At 40.5% G+C, this 19547-nt stretch carries 11 protein-coding genes; 1 reads left to right on the top strand and 10 read right to left on the bottom strand.

Going from position 1 to position 19547, the window contains the following annotated elements:
* Positions 1 to 108 precede the first annotated feature (108 nt).
* The 6 genes from AB1I63_00120 to AB1I63_00095 form a co-directional block, all read right to left on the bottom strand.
* The gene (locus tag AB1I63_00120; protein MEW4353300.1) at positions 109 to 2598 is read right to left on the bottom strand and encodes a DEAD/DEAH box helicase family protein; all 2490 of its coding nucleotides are present in this window, start codon (positions 2596 to 2598) and stop codon (positions 109 to 111) included.
* A gap of 5 nt (positions 2599 to 2603) precedes the next feature.
* Positions 2604 to 3428 (bottom strand): site-specific DNA-methyltransferase, encoded by an 825-nt coding sequence (locus AB1I63_00115; GenBank protein ID MEW4353299.1) that lies wholly within the window; start codon positions 3426 to 3428, stop codon positions 2604 to 2606.
* A gap of 220 nt (positions 3429 to 3648) precedes the next feature.
* On the bottom strand, positions 3649 to 4512 hold the full coding sequence (locus AB1I63_00110) for an IS982 family transposase (GenBank protein MEW4353298.1): 864 nt from the start codon (positions 4510 to 4512) through the stop codon (positions 3649 to 3651).
* Between the two features lie 73 nt (positions 4513 to 4585).
* Complete coding sequence (locus AB1I63_00105) at positions 4586 to 5479, bottom strand: site-specific DNA-methyltransferase (GenBank protein MEW4353297.1); 894 nt, start codon at positions 5477 to 5479, stop codon at positions 4586 to 4588.
* A gap of 29 nt (positions 5480 to 5508) precedes the next feature.
* Complete coding sequence (locus AB1I63_00100; protein MEW4353296.1) at positions 5509 to 7197, bottom strand: IS1182 family transposase; 1689 nt, start codon at positions 7195 to 7197, stop codon at positions 5509 to 5511.
* Positions 7198 to 7419: 222 nt separating this feature from the next.
* Positions 7420 to 8355 carry a manganese-dependent inorganic pyrophosphatase gene (locus AB1I63_00095; protein MEW4353295.1) on the bottom strand — a complete coding sequence of 312 codons (936 nt, stop codon included), beginning with the start codon at positions 8353 to 8355 and terminating at the stop codon, positions 7420 to 7422.
* Between the two features lie 132 nt (positions 8356 to 8487).
* On the opposite strand from AB1I63_00095, the gene AB1I63_00090 reads away from it, so the two are divergent.
* Positions 8488 to 10185, top strand: a complete 1698-nt coding sequence (locus tag AB1I63_00090; GenBank protein MEW4353294.1) for a M3 family oligoendopeptidase — start codon at positions 8488 to 8490, stop codon at positions 10183 to 10185.
* Positions 10186 to 10373: 188 nt separating this feature from the next.
* On the opposite strand, the gene AB1I63_00085 is transcribed toward AB1I63_00090, so the two are convergent.
* The 4 genes from AB1I63_00085 to treP form a co-directional block, all read right to left on the bottom strand.
* Positions 10374 to 14366: a pullulanase gene (locus AB1I63_00085; GenBank protein ID MEW4353293.1), complete on the bottom strand. Its 3993-nt coding sequence runs from the start codon at positions 14364 to 14366 to the stop codon at positions 10374 to 10376.
* 418 nt (positions 14367 to 14784) lie between these two features.
* Positions 14785 to 15582, bottom strand: a complete 798-nt coding sequence (gene pflA, locus AB1I63_00080; protein ID MEW4353292.1) for a pyruvate formate-lyase-activating protein — start codon at positions 15580 to 15582, stop codon at positions 14785 to 14787.
* A gap of 189 nt (positions 15583 to 15771) precedes the next feature.
* A complete protein-coding gene (treC, locus tag AB1I63_00075; protein MEW4353291.1) occupies positions 15772 to 17397 on the bottom strand; it encodes an alpha,alpha-phosphotrehalase in 1626 nt (541 codons plus the stop codon).
* A gap of 77 nt (positions 17398 to 17474) precedes the next feature.
* Positions 17475 to 19421 carry a PTS system trehalose-specific EIIBC component gene (gene treP / locus AB1I63_00070; GenBank protein ID MEW4353290.1) on the bottom strand — a complete coding sequence of 649 codons (1947 nt, stop codon included), beginning with the start codon at positions 19419 to 19421 and terminating at the stop codon, positions 17475 to 17477.
* Positions 19422 to 19547 lie beyond the last annotated feature (126 nt).

Here is a 19547-nt window from a genome sequence, read left to right as displayed (position 1 = left end):
CTCCTTACTTACCACCTCATTGAAAAATGGCAAGCCAACAATTCGGTAGCGATCATTGTCTATAAGCGTTCTTGCTTCATCTCTTTTGGAAATATCCAAAAGAAATTTTTACTTCCAGCCTTCCTTACTACTATTGAATGTATCATTTGCATCCAAAAATTGACTGCCTTTTGGCTCAATAAAAATCTGCCAAGATATATTTCCATTTTTCTTATCTTTAGCAAACAAAAGAAAATCTGGCTCAAAAGCTCTACCGTCGGCAAAATTATAAATTTTAACAGCCTTTTCATTCCGCAATAGATAAATATCTGACCATTTTTCTTCAAGTTCAGACATCATATGCTTTAAAGTTCGTACGAGATATTTCTCTTCACTTGTTCCAAAATTGTCCTCATAGGCATACCATTTTAGACTGTCTAAATCTTCATAGATAGCCGTCTCATTTCTATTTTTTTGAGAACGGCCAAACTCAGCCTCACTATGGTTATCAATTGTATATTTCCGTAAAATATGCGCTTCAAAAAGTTCTTTTATCGGCCTTGCTTCAAATCTATCTGTTCCAACAAAACGTTCTTCCGTTTCTATCAAATCTTTCTCCATGTACTTTAAGAGTTTATCCACTATAAACACTTTATTTTCTTGTGAAAGATGTTTAACGGCTGATTCTTCACCTTTGATAACCAAATCAACCTTTTCAAGCTCTGCAATAAAACCAGAAATAGAAGTTAATCCAAAGAATACTTTCTCAAGTTTATCAAATGTATAATTTGGATTTCGATTCAAAGCGTAACGAATAATATTTCTTTCGATACGCTTTCCAAGCTTAATAGACATTGTTGGCATACTTTCATGAACTTCTAATTCTTCTATCGAAAAAGCATTAATATCTCTGCTTTTCAGTGTCGGTAACTCCACTTCAAATTCAGAAGGAATAATTTTATCACTAAACGATACCTTTTCATGATCTTTCAACCATTCCGTATAAGAAATTTTATCATTGACCCAGACAAGACCGCTCTGATAAGTTCTTGTTGCCATAAAAGACTTCTTCAGATTCAAACGATGTTCAACCAAGAATTCATCATCATAAATTCCAGACTCACGTAATACTTGTTTTAATTCTGAAATGTAGCGTGGATTATTTGCCGAATGGTAATGCAACTGTTCGATGACTCGAAGTTCATTCAGCTCATTTTCATCAAACTTACGAGTGTATTTTTCTTCTTCATTATCGCCGATAACAAACGGATAATAGCGAGCACCACGGCCAATTAGTTGTTTTTCTGCATTTGTTGTTTTTCCTGCAACAAAACCCTTCTTAGTCGTTTTTCCATCACGAGTATCATAGAGACGAACAATATCAAATAAATTCAAAACATCCCAGCCTTCATTCAGCATATCGACCGCAAAAATAGCACGAATCTCATTAGTTGGCTGCTCAAGTGTATTCAATTCTACCAAACTATTACTACTCTTGTTTTTACCGTCAATCAGTAGCAAACGTTCCTGACGGAAATCTTCTTGAAGTTCTTCTATCAGATCACTATCATTGATACCTGTTTCTGAAAAATAGATAAAGGCTTTTTCAAGTACACTGTCTGCCGCAAGCTTTCGTTGCTCTTGTATCATGTTCTCATCTAGATGATTTAACATCTCCAAGAACTTTTCCATATTCCCTTTGCTGTCCGTGATCTTTTGGGATTTGAACATGACTAGCGGTTTCAAAAATATATTATGTTTCAATGCAATCTTCTTACGATATTGGCTGATAATGATAGCTTGCAGCATTCTCACGCGAAGATTGCTATCAACCAAATGAAAGAGAACGTCTTTAGAGTACTTATCCAGACGAAATTCCTTTAAATCATACTTGAATAGTAGATGCTTTTCATACCGTTTTGCGATATCAGGATTAGCCAAGTCAATCGTTGCAGTAAATTCAAATAAACTTGACTGACGCGCAGTTTCTTGAATTGTTGCAATTGTTGAAGTCCAACTTGTATTATCATCTGTTTCTGCCTTACTCAGCCCAGCATTCAAATGGTGGGCTTCATCTGCTAACAATACAACTGAGAGGTCTTCAAATTGCTCATACGAAAGACGGTTCTCTCTAGGAGTATTTAAATCTTGATGAAGCTTTTGAATCGTTGTAAAAACAATATTGATACTATTGGGGTCACTATCCGAAAAATCCGTGACTTCACGAATGGATACCAGATGATTGTCAATCATGATTTTGTCTGCAAAAAGATATTTCCCTGCTCCACTTTCTAAAAAGTTAGCACGAGTTTTCGTAAGGATATTATCATTATTCACGAAGAAGATGAAATTACGCTCTCCCTGCTTATATTTCTCTAGGATAATGGCTGCCATTAACAAGGTTTTGCCTGATCCAGTCGCCATATTGTATAAAATATGCTCTGGAAAAATTCTATGATTGTCATCACTACAGTAATGAAGGTAGCGTCCAATCGCCTCCTCTTGATAGGCTCTCAGCCCATGTTTTAAATTTGCTTTAATGTAATCAGGAACCATGTTCTTGAAATTGGCAAAGCCGTTTTCACTAGCATTATTATAAATCTCATATAAAAATGCCATACTTCCTACCCCTTCCCATAAAACTGATGATTCAACTTCTTGTCCTGCTCTGAGATACCATAATCCGTATCAGCCATATCAGAATAATTTACATAAAGATTGTTGTTATCTATAATTTCTAGTAGCAATTCCTTTTGCTCTGCTAAACTCAATATTTCAAATTCAGTCGCTTTCAGCTTCTTAGGGTCAATACGATAAGATAAGAAAGAGGATTTTTTTGCAAGCTCAAACAATTCCGATAGCTCTTCTGCTCTTGTCGCAGTTAAGATCTTCTCTTTAAAATCTTGAGCATCATTTTTCAATTCGCAGTAGACAAAACCACCTCCACCCGTCCAGTTGACATCTTTAGAGATACCACCTTGCTCTCCAGCAATCACCTTTTTCAAGCGTTCAACAGAAACTGTTTCTATATAATCCATCTGTTCAACACCAATATATTGGCGGTTCATTTTGTGGGCAACAGCTTGGGTGGTTGCTGAACCGAGATGATAGTCGAGAACAACATCTCCTTCTTCCGTAGCGATTTCAATAATTCGTTTAATTAAATTCTCTGGCTTAGGAAATGAAAACACCTTTTCTCCAAAAATAAATTGCAATTCTTCCGTCCCACGCCTATTCGTAAAGCTGGTTTCATTCCAGACAGTTCTGGCAATTTGCTTTTTGGGTCTCATTTTCTGAGCAATTCGATAAGTACCATCCGTTTTTTTCTGTGCAACTAAATCATACTTCTCGTTCATTGCTTTTTCTTTGCCCCATCTCCAAACAAATTGTGTCCCATCTGTCTTAGATCTAGGTGGATACACTTCAATTTTATGTCGTTCATCCTTCACGACAGATAGACTATGGTATCCCTCAACGTCACAATTCTCAGCAATATAAAACGGATAATATAGATTTGGACGATTCTCGCTATGAAATGCTGAATTACTATTAAACAATGGATGAAGATAATAATTACCTAAACTATCTTCTTTCGTGAATTTATCTTTATCTACCTCTAATTGATTAAGTACTACTTTATCTCTATTTTTAGAGTAAATACTCGTGGTGCTAGTTAATCTCGAAGTATCTCAGATTGTAAGCCAGTATAATTTGCTCCAGCCTTAACTGCAGACCTGCTACACCTCTAGTCAGTGTGTGTTCTATATCAAAAAGACCGCAAAGCTCTGAGAAGCGAGTCTCAATGGTTCGTCTCATAGCCATCAATTTCCAATGATTATGTTGTTTAGCTCCTGCCATATTTTGGCGTAAGGGAGTCCATAGATGATAGCCTTTTTGGGTCAAATGATCTTTAAGTTCCTTACTAAGATAGCCTAAATCTGCCAAAATATAAGGTTGTCGGCAATTTTCTAGTAAGTCATCAACTGCCCTAATATCATGGACTGATGCAGGTGTCACAACATAATTCAGAATATAGCCTGATAAAGTTACCAGCATGTGTACTTTGAATCCATAGAACCACAGATGTTTGGAAGCATTGTAGCCAATATCTGCTAAGTCGTTAAAAATACGTGTTCTATAGTTACGGATAGGTTGGCAAAGTGGCAAGGGAAAGCTATCTATAATAACAATGGAACCAGGTGAGATTTTAGTATTCATTGCTTGTCTAATGACTTGAACTAACCAAATCAACTGTCTTGCTCGTCTATTAAAACGGCTTCGTTCAAGAAGATGACCACAAGGAAATAAGTAACAGAGACGGTAGAAATGACGTTGTGACTTAATCCCTAGTTCAGCTTGCAAGAGAAGTAAGACTAATAGAGATTGATCTGAAACCTTAGATAGACTGACATTATGACGATGTTTGAAAGATTCAGGACAATAATCCCTATACAGTTGATGACAAATTTTTGATAATTGCTTCAAATTCCATTGTAAGTGATGAGATTTAGCGGTATACTGTAAGTGGCTCATTTGGACTTCCTCCTGTTTGTTTCGGCACTTACAGTATAGTCCTTTTGGGCTTTTTATTGTAGTTTGAAATTAACTAGCACCACGAGTAGTAAATATGTATATAATCGTGCGTCTGAGCAAAATTACCATAGTCCCTACCATTTGGTGTGGAAATATTTATGACAGTCCCTTGGTATCCATCTCTAAATATTTCATCAAGTAATACTTTTAGTTCTGCAAATTCATTTCGATCAATACTTAGGAATAAAACCCCTTTATCAGAAAGTAGCTCTTTAGCAATTTCCAAGCGATTCTTCATAAAAGTAAGCCAAGTGGAATGATTGAATTTATCATTGTATTTAAAACTATCGTTACCAGTATTATAAGGTGGGTCAATATAAATAAGCTTGATTTTTCCTGCAAAGCGTTTCTTGAGACTATGAAGAGCAATCAGGTTGTTTCCTTTGATAATCAGATTATCCGTATCCTTTAGTTCAGTCACTTCATGTTCACCGTCTTTGTCATAACGCTTAAAGTTGGTCAATACTTTATCATCCAGCAAGCGGTTGATTTCCGTTGGAGCAAGCGTCTCATTAAAGAAAATCTCCTGACGTTTGGCATCTTCCTTAGTCTGTCCACCTTCCAAAATGCAATCTTTATAGGGAAAATTAAGAACAACCTCTTTATTTTCAGATAGATAACGATTATCCTCCGTCGCAAGTCCAATCTTCGTCTTATAGGCAGTGAAGCTGTCTGGAAGAAACTCTTTGTTGTTTAAGAATTGCAAAAAGACATCTTTCTTAAAAATCAAAATACCTTCTTCTAGCTTTGTAAAAAAATGCTTAGAAATAGTAGGCTTACTCATCAATATTTTTAAAAGATGAGCATCGTATTTCCTTGCTAAATCCGCCAGTTTATTTTTGTTTAGTTTTCCCTCCACTAAAAATGTCTCTTCCGATAATAACAAGGTTTCTAATTCCTGTTTCATAATAGGGAACTCCTTTCAACTTGAAAACGCTAGGGCTGATAGTATGAGGCTGGGCAAAAACTCGCTTCAGAATAAAACCACACTGTCATTTCCATCTTGAAAACAATCAAGATGAAAGAATCACAGTGTGGTTTTTGATTTTTAAAGGTTTTAGTAGCCAAATACTTTGCCAATTTTGTGAGATTCATACTCATGAAGAGGAATCCGACCTCTGTTTGGACAGCTTGATTCCCTCGAACGTGAACTCTGCGCACGCCAAAAATACTCTTCAATCTGCCAAAAACGGGCTCGATATCGATTTTCCGTTTAGCGTAGATGCGAGAGCCTTCTTCGCTATGCAATTGTTCCTTTATGACTTCCTTAAAATAATTCCAAGTCGGATTATAATGGATTTGTTTCTGATGACCACTTTCTGTTTTGGCAAGTTGATCTAGCTCTAGCGTGTCCTGTATCTTATCTGCCTCGTAAATTTTGAAATCTCGTTCAAAGCCGTACTTGTCCGTTCGGCGAGAATAGTTCTTAAAGGAATAAACAACTCCATCTGGTTTTATAAACTGGTCTGTCTCTTCAAGATAATCCCAGTTAGCTGGGTTCTCTGCACTGTTCTTATATTTCTTAGTTAATTCCTTTTGGTACATGCCATAGGGAATAAGCGGTGTTTTCTCCAGCTCATCCATAATAAAACGATAATTCTCCTCGCTACCATAACCTGCATCAGCTACAATGTTTTGGAACAAGTCTAATGTTTGAATGGATTGGAGGAAGGGTTTGAGGGTTCTGGTATCAGTTGGATTGGGAAAGATATCATAAGCAAGAACGTATTGACCATTGGTTGCGGCTTGAACATTATAACCAGGTTTCAACTGGCCATTCATCATATGATCCTCTTTCATCCGCATAAAGGTAGCGTCATGGTCTGTTTTAGAAAACGAATTGCGTCCTAGAAAAGTATCTCTAGCCTCTTCGTAGCGCTGTTTACGAGGGAGGTAATCTTTTTTCAATTGGTTGCGGAGCTTCTGGATGCGACGTCGTTTTTGTTTATTAGCAGAACCGCCTTTGATAACTTTTGGCTCTTGGGCGATTGCTTTTTCCACTTCATCAAGGGCCTCTTCAGTCTTTTCAAGCAGGGCTTTGAGTCCATCGCTGGTTTCACATTCTTCTTTTGAGAGGGCTAAATCTACCCCTTCTTGAACGAGCTTGTCATAGAGTTTAGAGATGTTTCCATTTAAAGCAGTCTCGTATTTCTCGACAGCTTTCTTCCATGTGAAAGAATAGAGATTAGCATCGGCCTCTAGTTTTGTGCCATCGATAAAGAGCGCCTCGTCTTTAATCAGACCATTGTCTCGCATGAGTAGGGTAAAGTAAATAAAGGCAGTCTTAATCAGGTGATTGGCATGTTTACTTGAACGGAAATTATTGATGGTTTTATAGCTAACATAAGTGTCTTGACTGAGCCATTTCATCGGAATAACTTCTTCGTTCATCTGCACTATTTTACGACCAGAAAAGACCTGACGGGCATAAGCGAAGAGCGTCATTTTTAAGAGCATAGCAGGATGAAAAGCAGGGCGGCCCGTATGTGACTTTTCTTCAAGCAGCACATCACTTGGCATACTATCCACGAACAAACTAATCAGTCTTGCTTCATGCGTCATTGGGAGATCAAAAGCAAGATTTAGTTCCAAACTGAATTGATTTGTGTTATACTCTTTATACATCGTCATGGCTTTCTAGTTATTTTGTGGTTATTATAATGATACCATGACTTTGTGAAAACGAGCATCTCCATCTACGGAAATGCTCGTTTTTTAACTTCTGAAGCTAGTTTTTGCCCAGACTCAGGGTTAACCCTTCGGTTTTGCTATTTTATCTAGTTTCTATTATACCACACAAAAAGCCCTATTTGGTAGTAGACCAAACAGGACTTTGTGATTCATAGATTAGTTATTAAAGCTTTCTGTCAATTGAGGCACCACTTGTTTCTTACGAGAAACTGCTCCAGCAAGGAAAGCGTGGTTGTTTTCAAGGACAAAGTTAAAGGCTGCTTCTACCTTGTCCATGTTTTGTCCGATTGCTAGGATTTCTGAATTTGAGTTGACGATATCTGTAATCATCAAGACAAAATCAGAGTAGCCATTTTCGCTGCTTGCTTTTTCAATCGCTGCTTCGATTTCTGCTTGGCGTTCCAACACTTCTGCAATATCAACGGTGTTGACCTGCGCTACACGAACTGCATTACCATTTAGCTCAAAGGTTTTTGCATCAATATCGATCAATTCATCGGCTGTTTTGCTAGCAAGATTGGTGCCAGCTTTTAACATGGCAAGACCGTATTCTTCCAAGTTAACCCCTGCAATTTCTGCCAATTCTGCAGCTACTTGTGGGTCGCTTGCGTGAGTAGTTGGGGATTTGAGCAACAAGGTATCTGAAATCAAACCTGACAAGAGCATACCTGCCACTTCTTTTGGAGGTGTGAGACCATTTTCCTTGAAAGCACGGTAGACGATTGATGATGCTGATCCAACTGGCTCTAAACGCATGTAAAGAGGATTTGCTGTCTCAAAATTTGCCACGCGGTGGTGGTCGATAACGGCTGCCACTTCCACTTCTTTGATGTCAGAAATAGACTGTTGGAATTCATTGTGGTCTGTCAAGATGACCTGCTCCACACCTTCTGCTTTTGCAGATTCTACCACGCGCGGTGCTTCAACACCAAAATAGTTAAGAGCAAAGGCTGTTTCTTCATTTGGTGTACCAAGAGCTACGTTTTCTGCATCACGACCGAAAGCTTCACGCTCCAAATACGCCCAACCGTAGGAAGACGCAATGGCATCTGTATCCGGATTTTGGTGACCAAAAACTAAAAATTTAGACATGTTTTCTTACCTCATCAATTTTTCTTAGCTTTATTTTACCATATTTTCAAACGCTTGTGAAACATTCTTCTTAGAAGATTTGCCAAACGCTTTCAAAAAGGGTAAGATAGTAGTGTTAAGAAAGGAAATCCTATGAAATTTACAGACTACACCTATACACGCCCTGATTATGCTCTTCTTAAAGAGCAACTGGCGGACTTGACAAAACAATTACAACAAGCGACTTCTGCAAACGAAGCGCTCGACATCGTAAAAAGCATTACGAAAATCAATGCAACCATTGATACGCAAATCAATCTTTGGAGTATTCGTCATTCTATCGATATGAATGATGAATTTTACAATGAAGAAACCAAATTCTGGAACGAACATCTGCCTCTCTTTGAAGAGTTGACAACAAGCTACTACCAAGCCGTTCTTGCTTGTCCATTCCGTGCCGAATTGAGCGAATTTTTACCAGAAACCTTCTTCATGCTGGCTGAAAACAAGCAAAAAATCTTCTCATCTGAGGCCATTCCGCTTTTCCAAAAAGAAAATGACCTCGTTGACCAGTACAATAACTTAATTGCTGGTGCACAAATCGAATTCCAAGGTCAAACCTACAACCTTGCACAAATGGCACCATTTGCTCAATCAACTGACCGTGAAGTTCGTAAGGCAGCGTCTGACGCTTCAACCGCCTACTTTGCCAGCAAAGAAGCAGATTTTGACCGTGTCTATGATGAATTGGTCAAGGTGCGGACTGAGATTGCCCACACACTTGGCTTTAAGGACTATGTGGAATACGGTTATGTCTCCATGAACCGCTTTGACTACAACCGCGATATGGTCAAGGTCTACCGCGAAGAAATTCTCAAACATGTCGTGCCAATCGTGCAAAAACTACGCGAACGCCAAGCCAAACGCATCCAAGTTCCAAGCCTCAAACACTATGATTTGGCCTTAGAATTCCTAGACGGCAATCCAACGCCACAAGGAGATCCTGACTTTATCGTTGGCGAAGCGCAAAAAATGTACCATGAATTATCCGCAGAAACTGGCGAATTTTTCGACTTCATGATTGAACATGGTCTGCTTGATTTGGTCGCAAAAACAGGTAAAGATAGCGGTGGCTACTGTACCTACATTCCTGACTACAAGAGTCCATTTATCTTCTCCAACTTCAACGGTACAAGCGGTGACATCGATGTCTTGACCCACGAAGCTGGACATGCCTTCCAAGTCTATCGCTCTCGCTGGATTGCCAGCCCTGAAGTCATCTGGCCAACTTATGAGACTTGTGAAATCCACTCCATGTCGATGGAATTTATGACCTGGCCTTGGATGGAGCGCTTCTTCAAAGACCAAGTAGATAAGTACAAATTCGGTCACTTGGCAGGCGCTCTGCTCTTCTTGCCATACGGAGTTCTGGTGGATCATTTCCAACATGAAATTTATGAAAATCCAAACATGACGCCAGCGGAACGCAAGGCAGCTTGGAAACGTTTGGAAGAACTCTACCTTCCTGACCGTGATTTCTCTGAATCAGATACCCTTAGCCGTGGTATCTTCTGGTATCGTCAAGGGCATATCTTTGCTAGCCCATTCTACTACATCGACTACACTCTTGCTCAAGTCTGTGCCCTCCAATTCTGGAAACGTACGCAGGTCGACCACGACGAAACAGCTTGGGAAGACTACCTTCGCATCTGTGACCTCGGTGGGACAAAATCCTTCCTCCAAGTTGTTGCAGCCGCAAATCTTGAATCCCCATTCAAGGAAGGCGCCCTTGCAGCTACCACCAAAGCAGCTAGCGACTGGTTGGACAGCGTAGATGATGCAAGTTTCTAAACCAAAAACCGTTCGATTAGTATAAAAATATTTAGAACGGATTCTCGCTAAACGGTAGTGATTAAACTCTTAGAACAGCTGATTGTATGCTTTTCTAAGAGTTTTTTTGCTTTTTAAAGACAAAAAAGATTGAAGAAAGTATTCTAAAATAGACCTTTCTTCAATCTAGTTTTGAAAACTTACAATGTCTAATCGTCAGACATTGTCTTAGATTTTCTAAACACAGCTAATCCTGAGAGAAGAGATAATACACCTAACCAAAGTCCTCTAGTTTCCTGCTCGTTTCCTGTTTTTGGCAAGGTTTTTGTATTCTCTTTGTGGGCAGATTGGGACATATGTGTCCTTGCTCTTGTCGCAGTAGGGGCTTGCTGCTCTCTTTCTTTTGAGGCTGTTGGCGCTTGATGATGTGGGGTTGATTGTGGCTCTAACTGACTTGTTGAGCCTGTCGCATGAGAGACACCTGACTGAGACAACACTTCTTGATAGACATAGGTCACGATCAAGGTGGTATTGCCCACAACAACACTGCTTGTCGGTGCTGATGACACTAAATGGCTCATACTATCTACCTCGCCAACCGGATAATGACCTGCTGGCGCTAAAATATAGGTCTTTCCATCATAGCCAACGATGGTCTTCTTTTTGTGTTCAGACTGCTCTGCATCATAAGCAGTATCTGCTACTGCATTGTAATGAACAAGAGCATTGTCCTTCAGAATGCGGTCATGGACATCACGGTATTCAATAATCACTGAACCTTTGACATCCATATCTCCACTTGGTGGTGTTTGAATATCCTCTTTGGCAATCCGTAAAATAGTCGCCGTCAGAGGAGCAAGTGTCAAGCTATTTTCAGCGAGTGTCACACCGTCTGGTCTTGCAATCGCATCAACTCCTGCTTGCTTTCCGTCTGCTAACACAGTAGCTGCTTTCAAGGACTGAGTCAGTGTAAAGCTACGTTCCTTATTATCTGCGTTGACAAATACTAGATACACATCGCCATTACTTGCAATCGTTTGATAGCCTAGAACTAGGTCTTCTTTTTCAACGCCGTCTTTGCCAGCTCTTGTCAGCAAGGTCACCCGCTTATCTACTTCCTCCTTAGACGCCAATTTGAAGGCATCTGTTGACTTACGAAGGGCAATCAATCCTTTCATATAGGCACGGCTCAACGCGTGCTCAGGATAAGCTGCGCTGTCAGTCGCCTTGCCCCAATCAAAATGATTGACCGCATCACTTGAATCGTAGGAATCATGAATAAAGTAAGGATAGTCAAATGAACTACCGTCTTCATTGGTCAATAGATGCGACTTGTTTGGCACCTTATCCTCTGATACAGGTGAGCGATATTCTGGATGCCGGAATTGCTTGGTTCTGCCATACTCTTGACCCGAATGGATAAACGGTGTTCCTTGTGATGTTAACACCATCAGATTGCCCAAACGGAGACGGCGATGAATTTCCTTCGCATTTTCTGGCTTAGCTGGATCCTTTTTAATGGACTGGGCGATGACATCAAAAAGGGTCAAATTATCATGCGCTGCGATATATTGGATGACATCGCCTGGATCATCTGCTTCAAAATTGGTTGGCTGCGCCTTGATATTTTGGAACACTTTTTCAATATCTCGTTTGCCATTGGTAATAAAGGCTGGCGTTCCCTCATTTGGATAGCCTGACTTCAAGGTATTTCTGATATCATCCGAAAAGACTGCAGCAGAATTGGTCAACTTCATCCAAGACTGATCCGCTGGCTGGACAGGTTTATTTTCATCTCCTGAATAGGTCACCCAACCTTCTCCTAGCATAATGAGGTTTGGATTTAGCTTTCTTGCTTCATCATAGACTGTTTGAATGGTCTCAGCATCATGGTCTCCCATTAAATCAAAGCGGAAACCGTCCACCTTGTATTGATCCGTCAAATACTTGATAGAATCCACCAAAACTCGACGGCTCATATAATGGGTCGTTCCCAAACGACCACCTCCGTAGCTCGTCCGCGGAGTGCCATCCGCATCCATAAAGTGGTAATAATTCGGCTCTAAATCTTCAAAAATGGCTGTTTTAGCAGTATGATTGTAGACCACGTCCATAATCACACCCATGCCACGCTTGTGAATTTCATGAACCAATTCTTTGAATTCTGCAATGCGTGCGCTCGGATTAATCGGATCACTTGCATACATACCTGTCAGAGAGAAATAATTCTGTGGATCATAGCCCCAGTTGTAATTGCTATTGCTTGAAGCATAGTCATCCAAACGCTCGGCATTTTTAAGTTCATTAACATAGTAATAGCTTAAAACTGGCAAGAGCTGAATATGTGTCACACCCAAATCTTTCAAGTAGTCCAATTTTTCAATAAAGGCTGAAAACGTACCGAACTGAGATTTCAAATCCTTTTCAATCGCCTTATCAGATGTAAAATCACGGACATGGGCTTCGTAAATCACCGCATCTTTTCTGTCCTTAAATCCAGGAATCTTAGCATAGGTCAAGTCTTTTGGTCCAACTTCTGCTGGATCTACAAAGGCAGCTTTGGCAATCTTATAAGACGGATCCAACTCTGCCATATCGCTGTTCCAAGCCGCTAAAGACTTGGCATAGGGATCTAAGGTCAAGACAGACTTGTCACCTCGCTTAATCTCATAATGATAATAATAACCACGATAGTCTGTAATACCTAGGTCACTATTTGCACTTAAATTCCCATTCCAAGTGCCTTTTTCACCTTTTGTAAGAGCTACTCTACCTACGACCTTACTCTGGTCATCTTTGTCATAGATTACGACGGACACCTGATCTGCACTTGGTGACCACAAGGTGAGCGCTACTTTTTGACCATTTTCAGTCACCCTAGCTCCCAGCTCACCGTCATACTGATACAAGCTATCTTTCAACTGCCAATTCATACCTGTCTTAAATTGCTCACTTCCATACATCACTGTATAAGGAGAGGCTTCTTGCCCAAATTCTCCCTGAATACTTACTTTTTTTGCTCTCTCATCAAAGATAAGATCCTTGACATCTACCGCTTGATTTTCCTTATCCTTGATGTGCAAATGCTTCAATATATCCTCTTTGGTCACATTTTCCAAAGTTGTAAAAGTCGCCTCAATCTCTGTCAGACTAATGTGCTGCGCTCCTGTCATACGAACATCATTGACAAAGTAAGGATTAGTATAAATCGCAGGATCTGCATCTCGTAAGAAAATCTGGCGATTTTTTTTTAGATCTGTAAAATTATAATCATTTGGCTGAACCTTCACATCATCGCCTGATTTACTCTCATCTAAAAGCAAAAAGCCGATTGACTTAGGCAAATCTGTTAATTTCACATCCACATAAGCACCGTATTTCCCCTGCTTTTCAAAATCAACACCGTCTGGCCAGTTGGTCGTAGGATTTTCAACATCTCCCCACAACCACAAGGACTTCCGATCGTAGTTCTTATCAGACCGAAGGTAATTGATCCGAACCACACCTTCTGCTAGTGGCTCGTAGGTATAGGATTTATAATTTTCATCAAACCAGACCTCATTCATCTTAGGGCTAATCAAATCAACAGTCTTATCCCCTGTCAAGTTGTCATCTGCAGTATTGTTGATTAAAAGACTTACTTTCTCGCGTTTTTCAGCTGCTAGAGCCACATCTAAATAGTGTCCATAATGGTCCGTTTTCGCTTCTGAAAAGCTGGTTGCCCCTGTTGGCCAAGCACCATTTTGACCAGACGGCTTCTCCACATCATCCCAAGTCCACAAACCAAGACTTGCTGGATTATCAGACGGTAGTTTCTTGAAATGCACACGAATAGAGCCTTCTTTGATTTCATCATCTGAGGATACAGCGCTCGCTTGAGAGTCTGACGATTGACTTGTCACATCAGGCGTTTCCTCAGCCTGATTGGTAGCTGTTTCTTCAGAGGTTGCTTTTACCTCCGTTGCTTGAGCAAACTTCTCACCTGGTGTTTCTTGTTCTTTCTTACTTTCTTCTAGTTCTGTCTTTGCCTCTTTGGAGTCTGTTGCCTCTACATTGACAGCATCCAAGCTTGGTTCTTCTGCTTGGACAATCTGCCCACTCAAGATACAAAAACTAGCCGATAAAAGTACAGAAGCCGTTCCACATTTTAATGTCCGTAAGCCAAAATGCTGACGCTTCTTGTCAAGTGTTTCTTGTTTCATCAGAAACCTCCTAAAATTTAGTCTAATGCAAACGTTTGCTTTTTCTCGTTCATTATACTCCTTATTCCAACCAATGTAAAGGCTTCCAAATTAAAATTACAGATATTTTTTACACTGTCTACTCATTTGACTTTATAGATAGGGAACTATCTTAAATATAAAGATTGGAAGTCTATTCTTTAGACAGCTATCAAGTCATAACAACCCGTGAAAACAGGTGATTGTCCACCTGCTATAAGCGATTTCCCTCCTGCAACGTCTAAAGGCACTCTCTGAACTTCGTTTAGGTTAGATTCTATTACTTGACGAATGAGGCTGAACCAAAAGTACTCTGCTTACACAAAAAAGACGAACAGTTCTGATTACTGCTCGTCCAAAGACTATTCTATCTTATCAGACAAAAAACCTGAATGATGTTTTACCCACCATGCACGCGCTTGAGGTACTCTTGATAATTTTCTGTATGCATGAGTTTCTTGGCATTTTCGACCCGATCCTTGGTTGGTGGCTTGACACCTGCTAATGGGTAAGGAATCCCCAATTCCCGCCATTTGAATTCCCCCATAGTATGGTATGGCAAGATTTCAAAACGATCGACATTTTTCAGAGTTTTAACAAATTCACCTAGTTCTTTCAAATCCTCATCTCTATCTGTTAAGCCCGGCACCAAAACATGACGAATCCAAACAGGTTTGCCCATATCTGAGAGATATTTGGCACAATCAAGGATATTTTTATTGGTCTGGCTGGTCACAATCTTGTGCTGTTCTTCATTGATTTCCTTAATATCTAAGAGCACCAAGTCCGTCACTGCCATCAAGCGGTCAAACTTGACAAGATACTCCGGCTTATTCCGAAACGGAAGCGCACAGGTGTCCAGCGTACAATGAATCCCTAGCTCATGTGCCTTTGTAAAGAGGGCAATCAAAAAATCAATCTGAAGCAATGCCTCACCGCCAGACACTGTAATCCCTCCGTGCTTGCCCCAAAAACCACGATACCGAAGGGCTTCTTTTAAGACATCATCCACTGTCCGCTCGCGCGCCTTATTGCTCTCCATTGCCCATGTATCAGGGTTATGGCAATACTGACAACGCATTTTACAGCCTTGTAAAAAGACAATAAAGCGAATCCCAGGACCATCTACCGAACCAAAGCTCTCCGTAGAATGCACCAAACCTGTCACTTGTCCATAATCTATCGTTTCTTGTTCCATTGCCGTCCCCTCTTGAAAACGTTTTATATCCTTATTATAACATTTATTTGCCAAAAATCTTGCATTTTAACTATTTTTTAGAAAACAATCTGTTTTTCAAGAAGTATTTTCATGTACTATAACAGAAAAAGGATATAGAGCTTTCTCCATATCCTTTCTATCTTACTTTATAACTATAATTGATGGGTCTTAGCGAACAATAATCGTAATCGTTTCATAAGGACGTAATAGCACCGTTTCTCCGACAGTAGCATCAAGGTAATTGCTAATCAAGACTTGTCCTGATTGATAGTCTTTTGGCAAGGTCATGCTTACCTCGTCCGCATAGAAATTATTCAAAACTAAGAGTTTTTCACCTTTATAATGACGTTCAAAGGCATAGACCTGTGTACTGTCTTCAAAGGCTGGCACATAACTTCCCTCTGCGATAATGGATTCTTTTTTCCGAAGAGCAATGAGTTCCTTGTAGAAGTTGAAAATTGGACCTGCTTGCTCGTTTTCGACATTGATCGTCTCATAAGACTTTCCAGCTTTCAACCACGGAGTTCCTGTAGAGAATCCGGCATTGCTACTCTTATCCCACTGCATCGGAGTCCGTGAGTTATCCCGTGATTTAGCTTTGATGATGTTTAGAGCTTCCTCAGGAGACTTTCCTTCATCCAGCAAGATCTGATAAGCATTTAAGCTTTCCACATCTACATAATCCGCCATCGAATCATAATCTGGGTCAATCATGCCGATTTCTTCCCCCATATAAATATAAGGTGTTCCACGAGACAAATGAATGCTAGCTGCAAGCATCATCGCCCCTTCATTGCGGAAGTTTTTCACATCGACAAAGCGATTTAGGGCACGCGGTTGATCATGATTGTTCCAGAAAAGAGCGCTCCAACCATTTTGCTCACTCATTTCATCTCCCCAAGTGTGGAAAAGCTTCTTCAATTCTTCAAAATCAAAAGCTTTTAAGGTCCATTTTTGACCATTTTCATAGTCCACCTTGAGATGATGGAAGTTAAATGCCATCGAAAGCTCATGGCGGTCTGGGGCTGAATAAAGCACGCAGTTTTCAATCGTCGTTGAACTCATTTCACCGACGGTCATAAAGCTCTCATCTGAGCCAAAGGTCGCCTTGTTCATCATTTGCAGATATTCATGGGTAATCGGACGGTCTGTATAAGCTGGCTTGCCATCATTGATTGGACAATCTTCTAGTACCTCATCCTTTCCGATTAGGTTAATCACATCAAAACGGAATCCCTTAACACCCTTATCTTTCCAGAAATTCACCACCTTGAACAATTCTGCTCGTACATGAGGATTGCGCCAGTTGAGATCTGCCTGGGTCACATCAAAAAGGTGGAGATAGTATTTACCAGTATCACCAAAGGGGGCCCAAGCACTGCCACCAAATTTAGAGACCCAGTCCGTTGGCTGATCTTCTATGAAAAAGAAATCTTGGTAGTACTTGTCACCTGCTAATGCTTTTTGGAACCACTCATGCTCAGTTGAGCAGTGATTTAAAACCATATCGAGCATAAAGTCAATGCCATGCTCCTGTCCTGTCGCAATCATTTCCTCAAAATCTGCCATATCACCAAACAAGGGGTTAATAGCTGTATAGTCTGAAATATCGTACCCATTATCCCGTTGTGGACTTGGATAAAAGGGATTCAGCCAGACCATATCAACACCTAATTCTTTCAAATAGGGAATCTTTTCAATAATCCCTCGAAAATCTCCAATCCCATTTCCAGTGGTATCTTTAAACGATTTTGGATAAATTTGATAAACAACTTTACTTTTATCTAATGCCATATTGTTCTTTCTATTCTCCTCTACAAACTAAGGAGGGAGTGAAATAATCCTCCCACTCCCCCTGTGTTTCAATCTTATTATAGACGACTTGCAGTCATCACTTTTTCTCCGCGTGTTACTACATATGGTAATTCTCCCAAAGCATCCACTTGGAATTGATCTTGGTTGGTGATAATCACAGGTGTTTCTGTGACATATCCAGCCTCACGAATCACATTCATATCAAAGCTAATCAATGCTTGACCTGCTTTTACAGTGTCACCTTGCTTAACATGAGCGTTAAATCCTTTTCCTTCCAAGTTCACAGTATCCATACCGATATGCATGAGCATCTCTACTCCATCTGTTGAGACGATACCTACTGCATGCTTGGTTGGAAAGAGGACAGATACCACACCATCCACTGGTGCAATTAATTCCCCTTCGCTTGGTACAATCACTACTCCTTGTCCCATCACACCTTGAGCAAAGACAGGATCTGTCGCTTGACTAAGTGGCAATACTTCACCTGCAAGTGGGCTTGCGATTTCTACAAGAGCTGCACCGTTTGTTGTTTCAGTAACAGCAACCACTTCTTCAAGGACTTCTTCTTTTTTCATGAATAAGCCTGTTTTTGCAAAGACAAATGTCAAGATAAATGGTACTGCAATGGCAATTGCCATGGTCAACAAGAAGGCACCGAAGTATTTAGAGTTGATTGACAAAATAGCTGGAAGTCCACCGATACCAATCGCGTTAGCTTGGACATTCAACATCACGCAGACAAGACCTGCAAGAGATGATCCAATCATTCCCGCAACAAATGGATAGACATATTTCACATTCACCCCAAAGAGAGCTGGCTCTGTAACACCGAGGTAGGCAGAGATAGTTGCTGGAAGTGAAACTTGTGCTTCACGTTCGTTGTGACGTTTCATGAAGAAGTAAGCAAATACAGCAGAACCTTGTGCGATATTTGACAAAGCAATCATTGGCCAAAGACCAGTCGTGTGAGTGGCAGTATCTGCCATGAGCTGTGTATCAATGGCGTTGGTCATGTGGTGAAGACCCGTGATGACAAATGGCGCATAAAGGGCACCAAATACAAGACCAAAGAGCCATTTGAGTGGGCCAGTCAAACCAGCAAATACAACGGCTGATAGACCTTTACCGATTGCCCATCCGATAGGACCAAGAACGGTATGCGCAAGGATAAGAGCTGGAACAAGCGAGAGGAATGGCACCACAATCATAGAGACCACTTCTGGAGTGACCTTGCGCCAGAATTTTTCAAGGTAGGCAAGTGACAAACCAGCAAGTAGGGCTGGGATAACCTGCGCTTGGTAACCGATACGGGCAATGGTTGCAAAGCCGAAGTTCCAAGACCAATTTTCAGCAATTTCTGCTGCGGATGTTCCTGGTACAGCGTAAGCATTGAGCAACTGTGGAGACACCAAACAGATACCAAGAACGATACCAAGGATTTGAGTAGTTCCCATTTTGCGAGTGACAGACCAAGTAATTCCAACTGGTAAGAAGTGGAAAATCGCTTCACCTGGTAGCCACAAGAAGTGGTTGACTCCGCTCCAGAATTGAGATACTTCTGTAATCGTTTTGCCGTCTAAAGCTGACCAGTGAACGCCTTCAAGGACATTACGGAAACCTAGGATCAATCCCCCAACAATCAAGGCTGGAATGATTGGTGTGAAGATTTCAGCCAACATGGTCATCACACGTTGGACAGGATTTTGGTTGCTTTTGGCAGCTGATTTAGCAGCTTCTTTTGATACCCCTTCGATACCTGAAACGGCTGTAAAGTCATTGTAGAAGATTGGCACGTCGTTTCCAATAATGACTTGGAATTGACCTGCGTTGGTGAATGTTCCCTTAACAGCAGGAATGTTTTCGATAGTTTTAACATCTGCTTTTTTGGGATCTCCCAATACAAAACGCATCCGCGTCGCACAGTGGGTGACAGCTGTCACATTTTCCTTGCCGCCGACCGCATCCAACAAAGTCTTGGCATCTTTTTCAAATTTCCCCATGGGATTTTCTCCTTTTTTAGTTTCAGCAAGATTTTTTCTGTAAAAGCTTGCTTTTCTTATTGATAAAATCATTGTAAACGATAACAAACTTGTATGCAACTTGTTTGTTGAAAAAAGGCGAAATTT

Source organism: Streptococcus pneumoniae (genome assembly GCA_040719455.1).
GTDB classification, from domain to species: domain Bacteria; phylum Bacillota; class Bacilli; order Lactobacillales; family Streptococcaceae; genus Streptococcus; species Streptococcus pneumoniae_G.
The sequence above is the reverse complement of the archived record's forward strand: the minus strand, read 5'-3'. Positions and strand labels throughout refer to the sequence as shown.